Here is an 18,733-nt window from a genome sequence, read left to right on the forward strand (position 1 = left end):
ATCCCTCCGTCAGGGAGTGCAGTGTGGCAGCCACCAGGGCCCCCCGGGGCCCCGTTCGCGGTGCGCGATCGCGCCTTGCCGGAGGTGGCATCAGCGCCGGGTTTCGCAGGAGACCGGCTGGTGCGGGTAGCTCAGAAACCCTCCGAGGAGGCGTAGTGCGAGCCATCCGAATTCTCCGATTGATGTCCGTGGCCGGTGCTCTGGCGCTGTGCGCGGCCACCGCTCCGACCGCGCAGGCCGCGAGCCCGACCATCGTTCCGTGCAGCGAGGACGCGCTGGTGAGCGCGATCGACGCGGCGAACGACGCCGGCGGCGGCACGCTGATCCTGGCGCCGTTCTGTACCTACCGGCTGACCAGCGCGCACGGTGGCGACGGCGACGGCCCGACGGGGCTGCCGAACATCACCAGCCCGATCTCGCTGACCGGGCTGGGCACCGTGATCACCCGGGACGACGAAGCCGACCCCTTCCGGATCATCGAGGTCGATGGTCCGGAGCACGAGCCGTCCGGCCGGGGCAAGTTGACCCTCACCACGGTCACCGTCCGCGGCGGTGACGCCGGCGATGGCGTGGGCGGCGGCATCGCCAACTTCGGCGGCCATGTGATCCTCACCGCCAGCCTGGTCCGGGACAACGCGGCCGACCAGGGCGGCGGGATCTACACCGACAGCGCGCTGTCGCTCACCGCCACCACGGTGCGCAACAACACCGCCGCCACCGACGGCGGCGGCATCTTCAACGACAACGGCAGCGTCTCGCTGCTGGCGAGCCCGATCATCTTCAACTCGCCGAACAACTGCGGTGCCAATCCGCCGGCGGTCCCCGACTGCTGACGCGGAAGGCCCGGCCGCTGTACTCCCTCACCAGCGGCTTCCCCGTCCCGGCGCCGCCCCGTGCATCCCCCGCATAACCCCGGATGCACGGGGACGGCGCCGGGACACCCGCCCGTTTGGCCGTCGGGCAGGGACGTCCGGCCGGTTGGCCGTCGGGCAGGGACACCCGCCGGCCCGCCCTCCGGCCTGGAACCGGGAACTCCGGCCCTCTTAAGGGGAGCCTCCGCCCGCAGGCCGGGAACCTCCGAGCCTCAGGCCGGGAATCTCCTGGCCACCCAGCGCCAGGCCAGTTCCAGCAGCACCGCCGCCACCGCCGCGAGGGCCACCGCGGCCGACGGCAGCGTCGTACCGACCAGCCGCAGGTCGAAGAAGTCCTGGAGCCCCGGCGTCACCAGGACGACCAGGAAGGCCAGGCCCATCGCCGCGACCAGGACGATCCGCCACCAGGTGTAGGGGCGGGCGATGATCACCAGGACCCACAGGGCGGCGAGGAAGAGGGTCAGGGTCGCGGCGCTGGTCTCGGCGGACAGCGCGTCCGGGCCGGTGTAGTAGGCGCGGGCGAGGAGGTAGGTAGCGAAGGCGGCGAGGCCGGTGATCAGGCCGGAGGGGATGGCGTACCGCATCACCCGGCGGACGAAGTGCGGCCGGGCGCGCTCCCTGTTGGGGGCGAGGGCGAGGAAGAACGCCGGGACGCCGATGGTCAGGGTGGACAGCAGGGTGAGGTGGCGGGGCAGGTACGGGTAGGGGATCTGCCAGCAGGCCACCAGGATCGCCAGCAGGACGGAGTAGACCGTCTTGGTGAGGAAGAGGGTGGCGACGCGGGTGATGTTGCCGATGACCCGCCGGCCCTCTGCGACCACCGAGGGCAGTGTGGCGAAACTGTTGTTGAGCAGCACGATCTGGGCGACCGCGCGGGTGGCCTCGGAGCCGGAGCCCATGGCGACGCCGATGTCGGCGTCCTTCAGGGCCAGTACGTCGTTGACGCCGTCGCCGGTCATCGCGACGGTGTGGCCGCGGGACTGGAGGGCGGCGACCATGTCCCGCTTCTGCTGCGGGGTGACCCGGCCGAAGACCGCACCCGCGTCGAGGACATCGGCCGTGGCGTCGGGCTCGGGCGGCAGCCGGCGGGCGTCGACCGGTGCGTCGGCGCCGGGCAGGCCCAACTCGGCGGCGACCGCGCCGACCGAGACCGCGTTGTCGCCGGAGATCACCTTGGCGGCCACGCCCTGCTCGGCGAAGTAGCGCAGGGTGTCGGGGGCGTCGGGCCGCAGCCGCTGCTCCAGGACGACCAGGGCGGCCGGGCGGACGTCCCGCGAGGGGTCGGGGTCGTCCAGCTCCCGTCCGGTGCGGGCGAGCAACAGGACGCGCAACCCCCGGGCGTTGAGGCCGTCGATCTCGCGCAGGCGGGGGTCGTCGGGCGGCAGCAGCACATCGGGGGCGCCGAGCAGCCAGGCCGTACGGGTGCCGTCGGGGCCCTCCAGCAGGGCGCCGCTGTATTTGCGGGCGGAGGAGAACGGCAGCGACCGCAGAGCGCGCCAGCCACCGTCGGCGGGGTAGGCGTCGATGACGGCCTGGAGGGAGGCGTTGGGGTGCGGGTCGGACGCGCCGAGGGCGCCGAGGACCTGCCGGAGGTGGGCCGTGCCGGTGCCAGGGCCGGTGCCGGTGCCGGTGCCGGTGCCAGGGCCCGTGTCGCTGCCGGTGCCGGTGCCGGTGCCGCTGCCGGTGCCGCTGCCGCTGCCGGTGCCGGTGTCGGGGACTGTGACTGGGCTTGTGCCGGGCGCCGCGGTCCGGCCCTCCGTTTCCGGGGTGCCGCGTTCCGGCGCCCCGTCGCTTGTTCCGCCGTCCATCCCGTCGTCCGCCCCGGCGCCCTCGGGGCCGATCGGCCGCAGCCCGTGGACGTCCATCCCCCCCTCGGTGAGCGTCCCGGTCTTGTCCAGGCAGACCACATCGACCCGGGCCAGGCCCTCGATCGCGGGCAACTCCTGGACCAGGCACTGCTTGCGGCCCAGGCGGATGACGCCGATGGCGAAGGCGACGGAGGTGAGCAGCACCAGCCCCTCGGGGATCATCGGCACGATCCCGGCGACCATCCGGCGGATCGCCTCGTCGCCGGGCAGCCCCAGGGTGAGCAGATGGCTGAGGATCAGGCCGAGCGCCGTCGGGATCATCATCCACGTCACGTACTTGAGGATCCGGCTGATGCCGCTGCGCAGTTCGGAGTGGACCAGGGTGAAGCGGCTGGCCTCCTCCGCGAGCTGGGCGGCGTACGCCTCGCGGCCGACCTTGGTGGCGGTGAAGGCGCCGCCGCCGGCGACCACGAAGCTGCCCGAGAGCACCGGTTCGCCGGGCTTCTTCAGGACCGGGTCGGCCTCGCCGGTCAGCAGCGACTCGTCGATCTCCAGCCCGTCGGACTCCAGGACCTCGCCGTCGACGACGGCCTTGTCGCCGGGGCCGAGCTCGATGAGGTCGCCCAGGACGACCTCGGAGGTGGGGATTCGGTCGGCGGTGCCGCCCCGCCGGACGGTCGGCCGCGCCTCGCCGATGACCGCCAGCTTGTCCAGGGTCTTCTTGGCGCGCAGCTCCTGGACGATGCCGATGCCGGTGTTGGCGACGATCACAAAGCCGAAGAGGCCGTCCTGGAGGGGCCCGATGACCAGGATGATTGCGAAGAGCACGCCGATGATGGCGTTGAAGCGGGTGAAGACATTGGCACGGACGATGTCGGCGGTGGAGCGGGAGGACCGTACCGGGACGTCGTTGACCTCTCCCCGGGCCACCCGCTCCGCGACCTCGGCGGCGGTCAGACCGGGGTGGACCGGCTGCTGCGCACTGCGGCCGGCCGGCGCCCGGTCCGGGCCGGGGGGTTCGGCACCGGTCGGCGCCCGCTCCGTCATGCCCCCGACGTTACGGGCGGACGGCGCACTTCACCCGCTGGGTGCGGCGGCGTGGTTCCGGGGCGGGAACGGGCGGTTCGCCGGGTGGTTCAGGAGTCGGCGGCGGCCGCGGCGCGCTTGATGGCGGCGTCGCGCCGGCGGACGTACCAGATGCCCACCAGTCCCAGGCCGCCGCCGGCCAGGCAGGTCCACACCCACCAGGCGTGGCCGTGGTCGGCATACCAGCCGTAGAAGGGCAGCTGGCCGAGGAAGAGCACGAACCAGATGACGGTGCCGCCGATGACCGTGCCGACGACCGGGCCCTCCAGCGGCGCGGGGGCCTCGCGCAGTTCGGACTTCTTCCACATGGTGCCCAAGCTTACGGGGGCGGTCCGGGCGGGTCCGGGGCGGTCCGGGGTGGTGTGGGGTGGTGCGGGGTGGTCCAGGGCCCTGCGAGGTGGGGCCGGGCGGTCCGAGGCGGGGCCGGGACGTCCGGGGAGTGCGGCGTACGGCCGGATGGGGGAGCCCACGGCCGCAGCGGCCGGCTTCCCGGCCTGGCCCGCCAAGGGTCTACGCGCGGAGATAGCGATCACTGGCTTGTTTATTCATACTGAACCTTTCTGGATCTGACCGGATTGAATCGTCGATTCATCCAATGTGATCCGGATATTCATGATCCGTTGTGTTCCGGGCCCTCGGGCCCCCGCGCCTCCCCAGGCCCGTACGACTGAGGTCCCCGCATGTCCCCCTCGGCCACCACGCCGGTCGACACCCTTGAGAACCCGGCTCCGATGCCGCCCAAGAACGGTTTCGACCGCTTCTTCAAGATCTCCGAGCGGGGGTCGACGGTTGGCCGCGAACTCCGTGGCGGCCTGGCGACGTTCTTCGCGATGGCGTACATCATCGTGCTGAACCCGATCATCCTCGGCTCCGGAGTCGATAAGTTCGGCCACCACCTCGACAACGGCCAACTGGTCACCGCCACCGCCCTGATGGCCGGTCTGAGCACGGTCCTGATGGGTGTCGTCGGCAACGTCCCGATCGCCATCGCGGCCGGCCTCGGTATCAACGCGGTGGTCTCGCTCCAGCTCGCCCCCAAGATGAGCTGGCCGGACGCGATGGGCATGGTCGTGCTCGCCGGTCTGGTGCTGATGATCCTGGTCGCCTCGGGCCTGCGGCAGCGGGTGATGGACGCGATCCCCAACGGGCTGCGGCGGGCCATCGCCATCGGCATCGGCCTGTTCATCTCGCTGATCGGCCTGGTCGACTCCGGCTTCGTCAGCCGTAACCCCGACGCCGCGCACACCACCGTCCCGATGGGGCTGGGGCAGGGCGGTCAGCTCAAGGGCTGGCCGGTGCTGATCTTCGTCATCGGGCTGGCGCTGATGTTCGTGCTGGTGGTGCGGAAGGTCAAGGGCGCGATCCTGATCGGCATGGTCTCCATGGCGGTGGTCGCGATCGTCCTCAACGCGGTCACCAACACCCCGGACGCGGCCTGGGGCCTGGCGGTCCCCAACGTGCCCTCCAAGATCATTGACGTCCCGGACTTCGGCCTGATCGGGCACATCAGCCTCTTCGGCGGCTTCAAGGAAGTCGGCGTGCTGACCGGCTGCCTCTTCGTCTTCACCGTGCTGCTGTCCGGCTTCTTCGACGCGATGGGCACCATCATCGGCGTCGGCGAGGAGGCCGGCCTGACCGACAAGGACGGCAACCTGCCGGGCATGGGCCGGATCCTGATGGTCGACGGCATCGCGGTCGCGGGCGGCGGCTTCGGCTCCGCCTCGGCCAACACCTGCTTCGTGGAGTCCACCGCCGGTGTCGGCGAGGGCGCCCGGACGGGCCTGGCGAACCTGATGACCGGCGGGCTCTTCCTGCTCGCGCTGGTCTTCACGCCGCTGGCGACGGTCGTCCCCTCGCAGGCCGCGACGCCCGCACTGCTGGTCGTCGGCTTCCTGATCATGGCCGCCAACGTCAAGGACATCGACTGGGGCGACTTCACCGTCGGCATCCCCGCGTTCCTGACGATCATCTCGATGCCGTTCACCTACAGCATCACCAACGGCATCGGCATCGGCGTCCTCGCCTTCATTCTGCTGCGCACCGCCACCGGCCGCTTCAAGCAGATCCCCTGGCTGCTGGACGTCGTCGGCCTCTGCTTCCTGATCTACTTCCTGCTGCACCCGATCGAGATGGCCCTCGGGGTCAAGTAGCGGGCGGGGCGCGCGGCCGGGCGGCTCGGGATCAGGTGGCGGTGCCCCAGATCCCGAGCCGTTCGTTTTCGTCCACCGACGTCTTGAACCGCTCGTCGAAGTCCTCGCGGACGAGCGTCCGGACCACATAGTCCTGGACGCTCATTCCGCGCTTCGCGGCGTGCTGCTGGAGGCGCTCCAGCAGCTCCCCGTCCACGCGCAGGCTGAGCACTCGCGATCCCATACGGACACGGTCCCGTCCCCGTGCGGTCAGGCGTGTCACTTTCCGCCGCGTCCCCACTCGTACGGGTGATGCCGACGGGTGACGCCTACAGGTGACGCCTCCCGGGGGTCACCCCACGGCTGTCCTTAGGGAGGGTAATGAGTTACGCTAAAGACCATGCCGGAACTGTCCCGCCCCCAGCCCGACGGCCGGGAGGGCACCCCAGATGACGCGGCCGCGGTCAATGCGCTGCGGTCAGCCGTGATGCGCCTGTCGCGCCGCCTCAAGCACCAGCGGGTGGACGAGTCGCTGAGCCCCACCGAGATGTCGGTGCTCGGCACCCTCTTCCGCTGCGGCAGCGCCACTCCGGGGGAGCTGGCCCGCAAGGAGCACGTCCAGCCGCCGTCGATGACCCGCATCGTGGCCATGCTGGAGGCCAAGGGGCTGGTCCGGCTCGAACCGCACCCCGAGGACCGCCGCCAGAAGGTCGTCACCCAGACCGAACAGGCCGAGGCGATGCTTGAGGAGAGCCGCCGCAAGCGCAACGCCTGGCTCGCCGAGCTGGCCTCCGGGCTGGACGAGGACGAGTGGGCGAAGGTGCGCGCCGCCGCGCCGGTACTGGAGAAGCTCGCCCAGTTGTAGAAACGCCAAGCCCGAGGAGGCGAACCCACTTTGAGTACGGGATCCGGAGCACCCTCCGCCCCCGCACCGAACTCCCACCACGACACGGTTTCCGACGACGCGACCGCGACCACAGGGGCCACCGCCCCGGGCCTCGCCGCAGGCCCGGCGGGCGCACCGGCCGCCCCCGGCCCCGCCGCCACACCGCGCCAGGGCATGTTCAGCTCGCTCCGCATACGGAACTACCGACTCTTCGCCACCGGCCAGGTGGTGTCCAACACCGGCACCTGGATGCAGCGCATCGCCCAGGACTGGCTGGTGCTCAGCCTCACCGGCTCCTCGGCCGCGGTCGGCATCACCACCGCGCTGCAGTTCCTGCCGATGCTGCTGCTGGGGCTCTACGGCGGTGTGATCGCCGACCGCTTCCCCAAGCACCGGCTGCTGCTGGTGACCCAGTCCGCCATGGGGCTGACCGGCCTGGCCCTCGCCGTGCTCACGCTCAGCGGCCAGGTGCAGGTCTGGCACGTCTACCTCGTCGCCTTCCTCCTCGGCCTGGTCACCGTCGTCGACAACCCGGCCCGGCAGGCGTTCGTCTCCGAGATGGTCGGTCAGGGCGACCTGCGCAACGCCGTCAGCCTCAACTCCGCCAATTTCCAGTCCGCCCGCCTGATCGGCCCCGCCCTCGCCGGCGTACTGATCACCGCCTTCGGCAGCGGCTGGGCCTTCCTTTTCAACGGCCTGTCCTTCATCGCCCCGCTCGCCGGCCTGCTGATGATGCGGACCTCCGAACTCCACAAGGCCGACCCGGTCCCGCGGCGCAAGGGCCAGCTGCGCGAGGGCCTGCGCTATGTCTCCGACCGCCCCGACCTGATCTGGCCGATCGTCCTGGTGGGCTTCATCGGCACCTTCGGCTTCAACTTCCCGATCTGGCTGACCGCGTTCGTCTACCACGTCTTCCACCAGGGCGCCGGCACCTACGCCCTGTTCAACGGCCTGATGGCGGCCGGCTCGCTGATCGGCGCGCTGCTCGCGGCCCGCCGCGCCAGCTCCCGACTCCGCCTGCTGGTGGGCGCCGCGATGGTCTTCGGCGGGCTGGAGATCACCGCCGCGCTGGCCCCGTCCTTCTGGATCTTCGCGGCCCTGCTGGCGCCGATCGGCATGGTCGGCCTGACCATCAACGTCACCGCCAACTCCAGCGTCCAGATGGCCACCGACCCGGCGATGCGCGGCCGGGTGATGAGCCTGTTCATGATGGTGTTCATGGGCGGCACCCCGCTCGGTGCGCCCATCGTCGGCTGGGTCACCGACGCCTTCGGCGCCCGGATCGGCTTCCTGACGGGCGGCGTGATCTCGCTCACCGCGGCCGGCCTGATCGGCCTGGTCCTGGCCCGGATGGGCGGCCTCCGCCTCCAGATCGACCTGCGGCGGGGCCGCCGGCACATCGCGTTCGTACCGAGGACGCCGCAGCCGGCGCCGCCCGCGGACGCGGAACTGGCGCCGGCGGTCTAGGGCACCGGACACCCCGGTCCGCTCCGTACGGGGCCCGGCCGCCAGCGCGGCGGCCGGCCCCCGGCGCGCACTTCCCGCCGAAATTGACGCCGGCGGCAGCACGGCGTACGCCTGCCCCATGAGACTCTTCGCCGCCGTTCTGCCCCCCGCCCCCGTACTGAGGGAACTGGCCGCCGAGGTGGCGCTGCTGAAGGAGCTGCCGGCCGCCGACCGGCTGCGCTGGACCGGGCCGGACGGCTGGCACTTCACCCTCGCCTTCTACGGCGAGGTCCCCGACGACACCGTCCCCGAACTCCAGGAACGCCTGGCGCGGGCGGCCCGCCGCCGGGACCCGTACGAGCTGTGGCTCTCCGGCGGCGGCCGGTTCTCGGACCGGGTGGTGTGGGCCGGGGCCGACGGCGACCGCCCCGCCATGCGCCGGCTCGCCGACGCGGCGACGGCCGCGGCCCGCCGGGCCGGCGTCGCCATGGCCGACGAGCACCGCCCGTACACCCCCCACCTCACCCTCGCCCGCAACCGCGTCCCCTCCGTACGCCTCGCCCCGTACGCCACCGCCCTGAAGGACTTCACCGGCTCCCCCTGGACGGTCGGGTCGCTCTCACTGATGCGCAGCCACCTGCCGCGGCCGGGTGCTGCGGGCAGCCATCCGCGCTACGAGGAGATCGCCTCCTGGCCGCTGGCGGGCCGGGTGCCGTCCTAAGGTGCGGCCCAGACCCGGGCCGGTGCGGTCCTCCGGCCCGGCCCGGTTACGCTTCGAGGGTGGATCCCAAAACCCGTAACCGGATCATGTCCGGCCTGTTCGCCGTGCTGCTCGTCGTCGTGATCGTGGCGGCGGCCGTGCGCTGAGGCGGTGCACCGACGGCGGTGCGACCCCGCCGCCCCGGCGCAGCGCGGCCCCGCCTCACCAGGCGAACGCCTCCGGCGACGGTCCCGGTCCGGGGAAGATCTCGTCGAGCGACGCCAGCAGCTCCTGCGACAGGTCCAGGTCCACGGCGCGCAGCGCGGAGGTGAGCTGCTCCAGGGTGCGGGGGCCGACGATCGGCCCGGTGACACCGGGCCGGGTGAGCAGCCAGGCGAGCGCGACCTCGCCGGGCTCCAGGCCGTGCCGGTCCACCAGGTCCTCGTAGGACTGGACCTGGGAGCGGATGGTGGAGTTCGCCAGCGAGTCGGCCGAGCGGCCACCCGCCGTACGGGCCCCGCCGCCCTCCCGCTCCTTGCGCAGCGCGCCGCCCAGCAGCCCGCCGTGCAGCGGGGACCAGGGGATGACGCCCAGGCCGTAGTCCCGGGCGGCCGGGATGACCTCCATCTCGGCCCGCCGCTCCGCGAGGTTGTACAGGCACTGCTCGCTGACCAGGCCGTAACTGCCGCGGCGGGCGGCGGTCTCATTGGCGCGGGCGAGGTGCCAGCCGGCGTGGTTGGACGACCCGACGTAGAGGATCTTGCCCTGCTGGACGAGCACGTCCATGGCCTGCCAGATCTCCTCCCACGGCGTGTCCCGGTCGACGTGGTGGAACTGGTAGAGGTCGATGTAGTCGGTGCCCAGCCGCTTCAGGCTGGCGTCCACCGAGCGCCGGATGTTGAGCGCGGAGAGCTTGTCGTGATTGGGCCAGACCTTGCCGTCGTCCGGCGCCATGTTCGCGTAGAGCTTGGTGGCCAGCACGGTCTTGTCACGCCGGCCGCCGCCCTTGGCGAACCACGAGCCGACGATCTCCTCGGTGCGGCCCTTGTTGGCGCCCCAGCCGTAGACATTGGCGGTGTCGACGAGGTTGACGCCCGCGCCGAGCGCCGCGTCCATGATGGTGTGGCTCTCCGCCTCGTCGGTCTGGGGTCCGAAGTTCATCGTGCCGAGGACGAGTCGGCTGACCTTGAGTCCGGTGCGTCCGAGCTGCGTGTACTTCATGGTCGTCCAGCCAACGCCTTGGAGTGTGCTCGAAGCAAGGACCGCGGGGCGGCGGGCGAAGCGGCCCCGGACCCGTGGGCCGTTCAGCTCAGCCTGCACGGGCTCGGCGTCGGCCGGGTTGCCGGCGGCCATCAGCCCGGCCAACCGGATCATCCACGCTGTGCGTGCGCGCTGTCCGGCCTCGATCTCGGCCGGGCTCGGGAAGTCCCACGTCCAGGGCCCGCAGAGGCGGACCGTGGGCGGCCCGGCACCGCGGAGCAGCTGGCCGCGCTGCCCGGCATCACCGTCCTGGACCTGGGCCTGCCCACTGCCTTGGCCGTCGCCCAACAGGAGACCTGGGCCGCGGCTCACTGCCAGTACGCGGCGCAGCCCACACCGGACCGTCCCGACGGCGCGATCGTCGCCACCACCGAGCCGAAGCGGTGGGACGGCGAACCGGTCCGCGTGCTGGACCTCAACGCCTGAGCGGTCCCGCGGGACCGGGACGCCCCACTGGTCTGACGGCTCAGCCGCCCTCACCCCCCTCGGGTGTTCCTGCCTCCTCCTGCGCGTCCAGCGCCTCCGCCAGGACCTCTGCGAGGTGCCGGCCCGGGCGGTCGCCGAGGTGGTCCAGCTGGGTGCGGCAGGAGAAGCCGTCGGCGAGGATCTCGGTGCCGGGGGGCGACTGGCGGACGGACGGCAGCAGTTGGTCCTCGGCGCAGGCCACCGAGGTGTCGTAGTGGCCGCGTTCGAAGCCGAAGTTGCCGGCCAGGCCGCAGCAGCCGCCGCTCAGGTCGCCGGTGAGGCCGGCGCGTTCGCGCAGGCGGCGGTCGGCGGCGTCGCCGAGGACGGCGTGCTGGTGGCAGTGGGTCTGGCCGGCGACGGGGCGGTCCAGGCGCGGGGGCCGCCAGTCGGGGGCCAGCTCTTCCAGGGCCTCGGCGAACGTCTTGACGGAGGCGGCCAGTTGGGCCGCGCGGGGGTCGTCGGCGAGCAGCTCGGGCAGGTCGGTGCGGAGCGCGGCGGCGCAGCTGGGTTCGAGGACCACCAGCGGGCGGCCGGCGCGTACCAGCGGGGCCAGGACCTCGACGGTGCGGCGCATCACCGCCCGCGCCCGGTCCAGTTGGCCGGTGGAGACGTACGTCAGGCCACAGCACAGCGGGCGGTGCCGGCGCGGCAGCGGGGCGGCACCGGCCGGGCGCGGCGGGGCGGTGGGCGGCAGCAGGGGGCGCAGGCCGGCGGCCTCCAGGACGCGTACCGCGGCGCGGCCGACCTCGGGGGAGAGGTGGTTGGTGAAGGTGTCGGGCCACAGCACGACGGTGCGGCCGGCCGCTGCCCCGGGAGCCGCCGTCTTCCGGCGGCGCCACCACCAGCGGGTGAGGGTCTCGGTGGCCAGGCGGGGGATCGGGCGCTCGGGCGCGATCCCGCCCAGGCGCTTGGCGACGGTGGCCAGCGGCGTGCGGGCCAGGGCGTTGAACGCGGGGGCCGCCGGGGCGGCGGCGCGCAGCCACTCCGGGAGGCGGCCCATCGAGTAGTGGGCGGCGGGGCGCACCCGGCCCGCGTAGTGGTGGTGGAGGAACTCCGCCTTGTAGGTGGCCATGTCGACGCCGACCGGGCAGTCGCTGCGGCAGCCCTTGCAGGACAGGCAGAGGTCCAGCGCGTCGCGCACCTCGGGCGACCGCCAGCCGTCGGTGATCACCTCGCCGGCGAGCATCTCGTGCAGCAGCCGGGCCCGGCCGCGGGTGGAGTGCTGCTCCTCGCCGGTGGCCCGGAAAGACGGGCACATCACGTCGGAGGAGCCCGTCGGCAGCGTGGCGTTACGGCACTTGGCGACGCCGACGCAGCGGCGGACGGCGGCGGAGAAGTCGCCGTCGTCGTCCGGATAGCCGAAGGCGACCGGGACCGGGCCGGTGGGCAGCGGGGCGAAGCGCAGGTTCTCGTCGAGCCGGTCGGGGCGCACCAGCATGCCCGGGTTGAGGCCGGCGGACGGGTCGAAGAGGTCCTTGAACCGCCCGAACAGGCCGACCAGCTCCGGCCCGTACATCCGGGGCAGCAGCTCGGCGCGGGCCTGGCCGTCGCCGTGCTCGCCGGAGAGCGAACCGCCGTGCGCGACCACCAGGTCGGCCAGGTCGCCGGAGAACTCCCGGAAGCGGCGGATGCCCGGCGGCGTGAGCAGGTCGAAGTCGATCCGGACGTGGATGCAGCCGTCGCCGAAGTGGCCGTAGGGGGTGCCGCGCAGCCCGTACTGGGTGAGCAGGGCCCGAAAGTCCCGCAGGTACGGGCCCAGTCGGGCCGGCGGCACGGCACAGTCCTCCCAACCGGGCCAGGCCTCACTGCCATCGGGCATCCGGGTCGCGGTGCCCGAGGCGTCCTCCCGGATCCGCCACAGCGCCCGCTGGCCGGCCGGGTCGGTGACCACCGCGTGCCCGGTGGTGCCGTCCGCGGCCGCCCGGCAGAGTGCCTCGGCGCGGGCCGTCGCCTCCGCCGGGCTTTCCCCTCCCATCTCCACGAACAGCCAGGCGCCGCCCTCCGGCAGCCCGCTCGCCCCGGCCACCAGGTCGGCGGCCATCCCCTCGACGGTCATCGGACGGTGCGGCAGCAGGGTGTGCGCGGCCTCCGCCGCGGCGCTCTCGTCGGGGTAGGCGAGGACGGCCAGCACCCGGGCCGCGGGGGTCTCCACCAGCCGTACGGTCGCCTCGGTCAGCACGCCGAGGGTGCCCTCGCTGCCGGTCAGGGCGCGGGCGAGGTCGGTGCCGGCCTCTGGCAGCAGCGCGTCCAGGGCGTAGCCGGAGATCCGCCGGGGGAGGTCGGGGTAGCCGGTGCGCAGCAGCGCCAACTCCCGGTCGACCAGGGCCTTCACCCCGTCCCGGAGGCGGGGCGGCAGCCCGGTGGGGGCGCCCTGGGCGTCGGCGCCGCGGCCGGCGCTCACCCGCTCCCCGCCGTACGTCAGCAGCTCCAGTGTCCGGACGTGGTCGGCGGTGGTGCCCCAGGCCACCGAGTGCGAACCGCAGGAGTTGTTGCCGATCATGCCGCCGAGGGTGCAGCGGCTGTGGGTGGACGGATCGGGGCCGAACGTCAGCCCGTGCCGGCCGGCCGCCGCCCGCAGGTCGTCCAGGACCAGGCCCGGCTGGACGACGGCGGTACGGGCGGCCGGGTCCAGCGACACGATCCGCCGCATGTGCCGGGTGAAGTCCAGCACCACCCCGACGCCGGTCGCCTGCCCGGCGATGCTCGTCCCGCCGCCGCGCGGCACCACCGGTACGCCGTGGGCGCGGCACACCCGCAGCGCCGCCGCGACGTCCTCGGCGTCCCGGGGCGCGACCACCGCCCGGGGCACCCGCCGGTAGTTGGAGGCGTCCATCGTCATCAGCGCCCGGTCCCCCGCGGCGAAGGACACCTCCCCCCGCACCGCGGCCGCCAACTCCTCCGCCAGGTCCCGCTGCTCCGACTCCGTGCGATCAGCCATGCCCCCAGCCTGCCCACTTCGACGGCCGGATGGATACCCCGGCGTGCCGATCAGTGCGTTACGGCAGGGACGGCAGTGGTGGCCGGTGCGCGGTCGGCGGCCGCGGCCGGGTGGAAGCGGAAGAGGTTCTCCGGGTCGTGCGCGGCCTTGAGCTCCGTCAGCCGCCGGTGCTCCTCGGCGTCGTGGACGCTGCGCGCCACGTCTTCCGCGTCCGGCCGCTGCCCGTGGCTGCCGAAGAGGAAGTTCACGCTCCGGCCCAGCCGCCAGGGCGCGACCGCCGCCAGCGCCTCGGCGTGCAGCGCCCGTACGGTCGCCAGCGCGGCGTCGGCGTCGTCGCCCGTCAGCGGGGACAGCAGCCGCAGCGCCCACCGGGCGTCGCGGTGGCCGACCGCACCGCCGCCCCGGGCCAGCGCGCCGCCCAGGTGGTTGAGCTGCACCACGGTCATCACCGGTGCCGCCGGCCCGGTCAGCGCCGCCACCCGGCGCAGCGCCGCCGCGTCCAGCCCGCCGAGCAGCGCGTTGTCGCCGTCGTAGGCGTGCGGGTCGCTGGGGTCGCGGTGGATGGTGCCCGACTCGGCGTACGGCATCTCCCGCAGGTCGTCGCTCACCCGCGGGCCCACCGCGCGCAGCGGCGCCACCAGGCGCTCGCCTTCCTCGGCGCTCCCGGTGTACGCGATCCGGATCTGCACCAGATAGCGGCCGCGCAGCGCCTCGGGCAGCTGCGGCAGGTCGGGGTAGGCGATCAGCGCCACCGACGACGTCAGCTCGTCCGGGACGGCGTCCGTCCAGGTCAGGTACGCCTCCAGCACCCGGTCGAGCTGCTCGCCGGCGAAGACCAGTTGCCCGCCGTAGAGCCGGGCCACCGGCACCAGCGCGAACTCCATCGCGGTCACCACCCCCAGGCCGTGGCCCCCGCCGAGCAGCGCCCCGAACAGCTCGGGGTCGCCCTCCGCCGTCACGTGCAGCTGCCGGGCGTCGGCGGTCACCAGGTCGACCGACCGCACCCGGTCCGCGGCGAAGCCGTACGTCCGAGCCAGCACCCCCACCCCGCCACCGAGGGTGTACGAGACGACGCCGACGCCCGGGGAGGAGCCGTTCAGCGGCGCCAGTCCGTGCGGGGCGGCCGCCTCGACGACCCGGCCCCACACCGCGCCCGCCTCGACCCGGGCGGTGCCCGCCGCCGCGTCCACCCGCACCCCGGACATCCGCCGGGTGCTGATCAGCAGCCCGCCGTCGGTGACCGCGGACAGCCCGTGCCCGGTGGCCTGGACGGCGACCGGCAGCCCCTGGTCCCCGGCGAAGGCCACCGCGGCGGCCACGTCGTCCGCGGACCGGGCGCCCACGATGACGGCCGGCCGGTGCCGGCGGGCCAGTTGGAACCCGGACCGCTCGGCGTCGTACCCGTCGTCGCCGGGGAGGAGGACGGGGCCCCGCACCCGGCGGACGAGGGCCGCGACGGCGGCCGGGTCGAGGGCGGAAGCGGGGTCGGTCTGCGGTACGAGGTCGATGCTCTCCATGCCCGGCACTCTCCAGCGATAACTTGACATCCGCCGTCATATATAAATCGGGCTGTGAAGTCGGACCGCCTGCTCTCGATCCTGCTGCTCCTCCAGACCCGCGGCCGGGTCCCCGCGAGCGAACTCGCCGCGCGGCTGGAGGTCTCCACCCGCACCGTCTACCGCGACATCGAGGCGCTCTCCGCGGCCGGGGTACCGGTCTACGCCGAGCGCGGCCGGCACGGCGGGATCGCCCTGCTGCCCGGCTTCCGCACCGATGTCACCGGCCTGACCACCGACGAGGCGCGCGCCCTGTTCGTCCTGGCCGCCCAGGGCGCGCACACCGCGCTCGGCCTGGACGACGCGCTCGGCTCGGCGCTGCGCAAGGTGATGGCCGCGTTGCCCGCACCGCACCGCCCGGCCGCGGAGCTGACCGGCCGCCGCATCCTGGTCGACCCGGACCGCTGGCTGAGCGGCCCCCGCCCCGCGGCCGACCTGGACGACCTGCACGCCGCGGTCTACACCGACCTCCGGCTGCGCATCCGCTACCGCCACGGCGGCGAGACCCGGCTGCGCACCTACACCGTCGACCCGTACGGGCTGGTGGCCAAGGCCGGCACCTGGTACCTCGTCGCGGACCGGCGCGGCCGTCCGCAGCTGTTCCGCGCCGACCGGGTGGCGTCCGCGGTGCTCACCGACGCCCCGGTGCGGCGCCGCCCGGGCGTGGAGCTCGGCGACGTCTGGCGGCAGCTGCGGCGCCAGGTGGAGGACCGGCCGGCCGGCGTACGGGTCACCGCCAGGATCCGCCGGGAGCGGCTGGACCTGGCCGTACGGATCCTGGGCCCGGCGCTGACCGGACCGCCCCGTACGGGCGACGGCGAGGGTGTGGGCGAGGGGGACGGCGGCGACGCGGGGGAGAACGGCAGCGACGCGGGAGGGGAGGGCAGCGGCGGCACCGAGGAGGACAGCTGGGCCGTCATCGAGCTGGCCTACCCCGTGGTCCGGGCGGTCCGCCAGCTGCTGCAGTTCGGCGACTCCCTGGAGGTGCTCGACCCGCCCGAGGCCCGGCGGGTGCTGGCCGACGCCGCCGCCGACCTCACCGCCCTCTACGCCGGGGACACTCCGCCCGCCTGAGGCTCCGACCGGCCGTCCACCGTACGGTCCACCGTCATCTCACCCGCTGGACGTGCCGCCGAGCCGCGCAGCCCGACGGATTAGGCTTCCCCCGTGGCTGATATCCAGATTCCCGCTGACATCAAGCCCGCCGACGGACGCTTCGGCGCGGGCCCCTCCAAGGTGCGTACGGAGGCGCTCGACGCCCTCGCCGCCACCGGCAGCTCCCTGCTCGGCACGTCCCACCGCCAGGCCCCGGTCAAGAACCTGGTCGGCAAGGTGCGCGAGGGGGTGCGCGACCTCTTCCAGCTCCCCGAGGGCTACGAGGTTGTCCTCGGCAACGGCGGCTCCACCGCGTTCTGGGACATCGCGACGCACGGCCTGATCGACACCAAGTCCCAGCACCTCTCCTTCGGCGAGTTCTCCTCGAAGTTCGCCAAGGCCGCCAAGCTGGCGCCGTGGCTGGCCGAGCCCACCGTCGTCTCCGCCGACCCGGGCAGCCACCCGGACCCGCAGGCCGAGGAGGGCGTGGACGTCTACGCCTTCACCCACAACGAGACCTCCACCGGTGTCGCCGCCCCGCTCCGCCGGGTCGCGGGCGCGGACGCCGGCTCCCTGGTGCTGGTCGACGCCACCTCCGGCGCCGGCGGCCTCCCCGTGGACATCGCCGAGACCGACGTCTACTACTTCGCCCCGCAGAAGTCCTTCGCCTCCGACGGCGGGCTGTGGATCGGCGTGTTCTCGCCGGCCGCGATCGAGCGCGCCGAGCGCATCCACGCCTCCGGCCGCCACATCCCGGAGTTCTTCTCGCTCCCCACGGCGATCGACAACTCCCGCAAGAACCAGACTTACAACACCCCGGCGCTGTCCACCCTCTTCCTGCTCAACGAGCAGCTGGAGTGGCTCAACGGCCAGGGCGGCCTGGACTGGGCGGTCCGCCGCACCGCCACCTCCGCGCGCACCCTCTACGGCTGGGCCGAGGACTCCAAGTACGCCACCCCGTTCGTCATCGACCCGGCCAAGCGGTCGCAGGTCATCGGCACCATCGACTTCAACGAGGACATCGACGCGGCGGCGGTCGCCAAGGCGCTGCGCGCCAACGGCATCGTGGACACCGAGCCGTACCGCAAGCTCGGCCGCAACCAGCTGCGGATCGCGATGTTCCCGGCGATCGACCCGGCGGACGTCGAGGCGCTGACCCGCTGCATCGACCACGTCATCGGCCAGCTGTAACGACGGCCGCGGAGCGTACGCCGGCCACGGCGGCACGCCCTGACGACGGGCCCCGGCGGACGACCGCCGGGGCCCGTCGCCGTTACGGGGCCCCGCGCCGAACCTGGCGCGCCTTGCCACCGACCCCTCACCGGCTCCTCACCAGGTCCTCACCGGCTCCTCCGAAAGGACGCACCAGGGCGTGCCGGACCGGCCCGGAGCATGCCGGACCGGGCCGGATATGCCTCCATGGGAGACATGACGACTCCCCCCAGCCCTGGCCTCGCCCCCTTCGAGCGGCAAGGAGCGGTCTTGCTGACCACGTACAAGCGGGACGGCAGCGGCGTCGGCACCCCCGTCAACATCGCCGTCGACGGCGACCATGCGTACATCCGCACCTACAGCGGCGCCTGGAAGGTCAAGCGGATGCGGAACTTCCCCGAAGTGGAGATCCGCCCCGCCACCTGGCGGGGCCGCCCCACCGGACCCGCGGTCAGGGCGCGGGCCCGGCTGCTGGACCCGCAGACCCGCGAGTACCGGCGGGCCGAGCGCTCGCTGACCCGCAAGTACCCGCTGATCCACGGCCTCCTGGTGCCGCTCGCCCACCGGCTGAAGAAGCAGCGGACCCTCCACTACGAACTGCGGCTGGCCGAGGGCGCGGGAGGAACGGGCGAGGGATAGGCGTGCCGCCGCCTTGGAGGAACTAGTCCGCCATGACGGCGAACGGCCCGGTCACTTGTGGACGATCACGCAGGGCATGCCCTTGAAGGGGTGCTTGTAGCCGTAGCCCCACCACTCGGCGCACACCCGCCAGCCGTTCGGGACGTGCTGCTTGATCGACCAGGTGCGGTAGTCCTTGTTCTGGTAGTTGTTGGTGTCCGTCCAGCCGCGCAGTTCCTGGCGGTAGTGGTTGCTGCTGTCCCTCAGGATCAGGTGCGCCTTGTCCTTGAAGGCGTGCGGCGTCCGCGTCGTCGTCACCGAGGACACATAGGTGCCGCTGCCGCGGACGGTGATGGTCTCGCCCCGGCTGGACGAGTGGCCGGTGGCAAAAGCCGGCGTCTGCAGAGCGCCGACGGCCAGGAGCGCGAGCCCCGCGACTATGGCCTTCTTGTTTCGCACGTTCCTCACATGTTTTCTCTGTGCTCACGGTGCATCCCCGCGGGGAGACACCGCGTCGGAAAGGGACGGCGACGACACTAGATCATTTTCATTGGATCTTCAGATCGTTGGCCGGGTGTGTTGTCAACGGAGGTGTAGCGGACGCGGGTTGAGCCGCCGCGACCAGGCCGGACGGACCGGTCGCGGCGGGACCGGCACCCGGT

Annotated in this window: 16 protein-coding genes; 9 read left to right on the forward strand and 7 right to left on the reverse strand. The window is 73.2% G+C overall.

Translation table 11 applies throughout. The features are described from left to right. Positions 1 to 182 precede the first annotated feature (182 nt). Positions 183 to 833: a hypothetical protein gene (locus AB0G84_RS22690; protein ID WP_361323549.1), complete on the forward strand. Its 651-nt coding sequence runs from the start codon at positions 183 to 185 to the stop codon at positions 831 to 833. A 251-nt stretch (positions 834 to 1,084) separates the two neighbouring features. Here the strand turns inward: AB0G84_RS22690 and AB0G84_RS22695 are convergent, their stop codons facing one another. Further along, entirely contained in the window at positions 1,085 to 3,727 is a 2,643-nt protein-coding gene (locus tag AB0G84_RS22695) for an HAD-IC family P-type ATPase (protein ID WP_361323552.1), read from the reverse strand. An 89-nt stretch (positions 3,728 to 3,816) separates the two neighbouring features. Further along, entirely contained in the window at positions 3,817 to 4,074 is a 258-nt protein-coding gene (locus AB0G84_RS22700) for a DUF2530 domain-containing protein (protein ID WP_361323554.1), read from the reverse strand. A gap of 372 nt (positions 4,075 to 4,446) precedes the next feature. On the opposite strand from AB0G84_RS22700, the gene AB0G84_RS22705 reads away from it, so the two are divergent. Next, complete coding sequence (locus AB0G84_RS22705; RefSeq protein ID WP_361323557.1) at positions 4,447 to 5,916, forward strand: NCS2 family permease; 1,470 nt, start codon at positions 4,447 to 4,449, stop codon at positions 5,914 to 5,916. A gap of 31 nt (positions 5,917 to 5,947) precedes the next feature. Here AB0G84_RS22705 and AB0G84_RS22710 read toward each other — a convergent pair whose 3' ends face one another. Then, the gene (locus AB0G84_RS22710; RefSeq protein WP_361323559.1) at positions 5,948 to 6,139 is read right to left on the reverse strand and encodes a ribbon-helix-helix protein, CopG family; all 192 of its coding nucleotides are present in this window, start codon (positions 6,137 to 6,139) and stop codon (positions 5,948 to 5,950) included. A 156-nt stretch (positions 6,140 to 6,295) separates the two neighbouring features. On the opposite strand from AB0G84_RS22710, the gene AB0G84_RS22715 reads away from it, so the two are divergent. The 3 genes from AB0G84_RS22715 (at position 6,296) to thpR (ending at position 8,948) form a co-directional block, all read left to right on the forward strand. Further along, positions 6,296 to 6,760 carry a MarR family transcriptional regulator gene (locus AB0G84_RS22715; RefSeq protein ID WP_361323562.1) on the forward strand — a complete coding sequence of 155 codons (465 nt, stop codon included), beginning with the start codon at positions 6,296 to 6,298 and terminating at the stop codon, positions 6,758 to 6,760. Between the two features lie 30 nt (positions 6,761 to 6,790). Continuing rightward, complete coding sequence (locus AB0G84_RS22720; RefSeq protein WP_361323565.1) at positions 6,791 to 8,248, forward strand: MFS transporter; 1,458 nt, start codon at positions 6,791 to 6,793, stop codon at positions 8,246 to 8,248. Between the two features lie 118 nt (positions 8,249 to 8,366). After that, positions 8,367 to 8,948 (forward strand): RNA 2',3'-cyclic phosphodiesterase, encoded by a 582-nt coding sequence (gene thpR, locus AB0G84_RS22725; protein ID WP_361323568.1) that lies wholly within the window; start codon positions 8,367 to 8,369, stop codon positions 8,946 to 8,948. A 201-nt stretch (positions 8,949 to 9,149) separates the two neighbouring features. Here thpR and AB0G84_RS22730 read toward each other — a convergent pair whose 3' ends face one another. Continuing rightward, complete coding sequence (locus tag AB0G84_RS22730) at positions 9,150 to 10,148, reverse strand: aldo/keto reductase (RefSeq protein WP_361323571.1); 999 nt, start codon at positions 10,146 to 10,148, stop codon at positions 9,150 to 9,152. 18 nt (positions 10,149 to 10,166) lie between these two features. Here AB0G84_RS22730 and AB0G84_RS22735 point away from each other — a divergent pair, with 18 nt between their 5' ends. Further along, positions 10,167 to 10,613, forward strand: coding sequence for a hypothetical protein (locus AB0G84_RS22735; protein WP_361323574.1), 447 nt, complete (start codon positions 10,167 to 10,169; stop codon positions 10,611 to 10,613). Positions 10,614 to 10,653: 40 nt separating this feature from the next. Here AB0G84_RS22735 and AB0G84_RS22740 read toward each other — a convergent pair whose 3' ends face one another. Continuing rightward, the gene (locus tag AB0G84_RS22740) at positions 10,654 to 13,590 is read right to left on the reverse strand and encodes an FAD-binding and (Fe-S)-binding domain-containing protein (protein WP_361323577.1); all 2,937 of its coding nucleotides are present in this window, start codon (positions 13,588 to 13,590) and stop codon (positions 10,654 to 10,656) included. 50 nt (positions 13,591 to 13,640) lie between these two features. Further along, positions 13,641 to 15,107 (reverse strand): FAD-binding oxidoreductase, encoded by a 1,467-nt coding sequence (locus AB0G84_RS22745; protein ID WP_361323580.1) that lies wholly within the window; start codon positions 15,105 to 15,107, stop codon positions 13,641 to 13,643. Between the two features lie 54 nt (positions 15,108 to 15,161). On the opposite strand from AB0G84_RS22745, the gene AB0G84_RS22750 reads away from it, so the two are divergent. The 3 genes from AB0G84_RS22750 (at position 15,162) to AB0G84_RS22760 (ending at position 18,092) form a co-directional block, all read left to right on the forward strand. Beyond that, on the forward strand, positions 15,162 to 16,220 hold the full coding sequence (locus AB0G84_RS22750; protein ID WP_361323583.1) for a WYL domain-containing protein: 1,059 nt from the start codon (positions 15,162 to 15,164) through the stop codon (positions 16,218 to 16,220). A 93-nt stretch (positions 16,221 to 16,313) separates the two neighbouring features. Next, positions 16,314 to 17,432 carry a phosphoserine transaminase gene (serC, locus tag AB0G84_RS22755; RefSeq protein WP_361323586.1) on the forward strand — a complete coding sequence of 373 codons (1,119 nt, stop codon included), beginning with the start codon at positions 16,314 to 16,316 and terminating at the stop codon, positions 17,430 to 17,432. 237 nt (positions 17,433 to 17,669) lie between these two features. Next, positions 17,670 to 18,092 (forward strand): PPOX class F420-dependent oxidoreductase, encoded by a 423-nt coding sequence (locus tag AB0G84_RS22760; RefSeq protein ID WP_361323589.1) that lies wholly within the window; start codon positions 17,670 to 17,672, stop codon positions 18,090 to 18,092. Between the two features lie 51 nt (positions 18,093 to 18,143). Here the strand turns inward: AB0G84_RS22760 and AB0G84_RS22765 are convergent, their stop codons facing one another. After that, a complete protein-coding gene (locus AB0G84_RS22765) occupies positions 18,144 to 18,539 on the reverse strand; it encodes a hypothetical protein (protein WP_361323592.1) in 396 nt (131 codons plus the stop codon). Between the last annotated feature and the right edge of the window lie 194 nt (positions 18,540 to 18,733).

The organism is Streptomyces sp. NPDC020742 (assembly GCF_040641675.1).
Classification (GTDB): domain Bacteria; phylum Actinomycetota; class Actinomycetes; order Streptomycetales; family Streptomycetaceae; genus Streptomyces.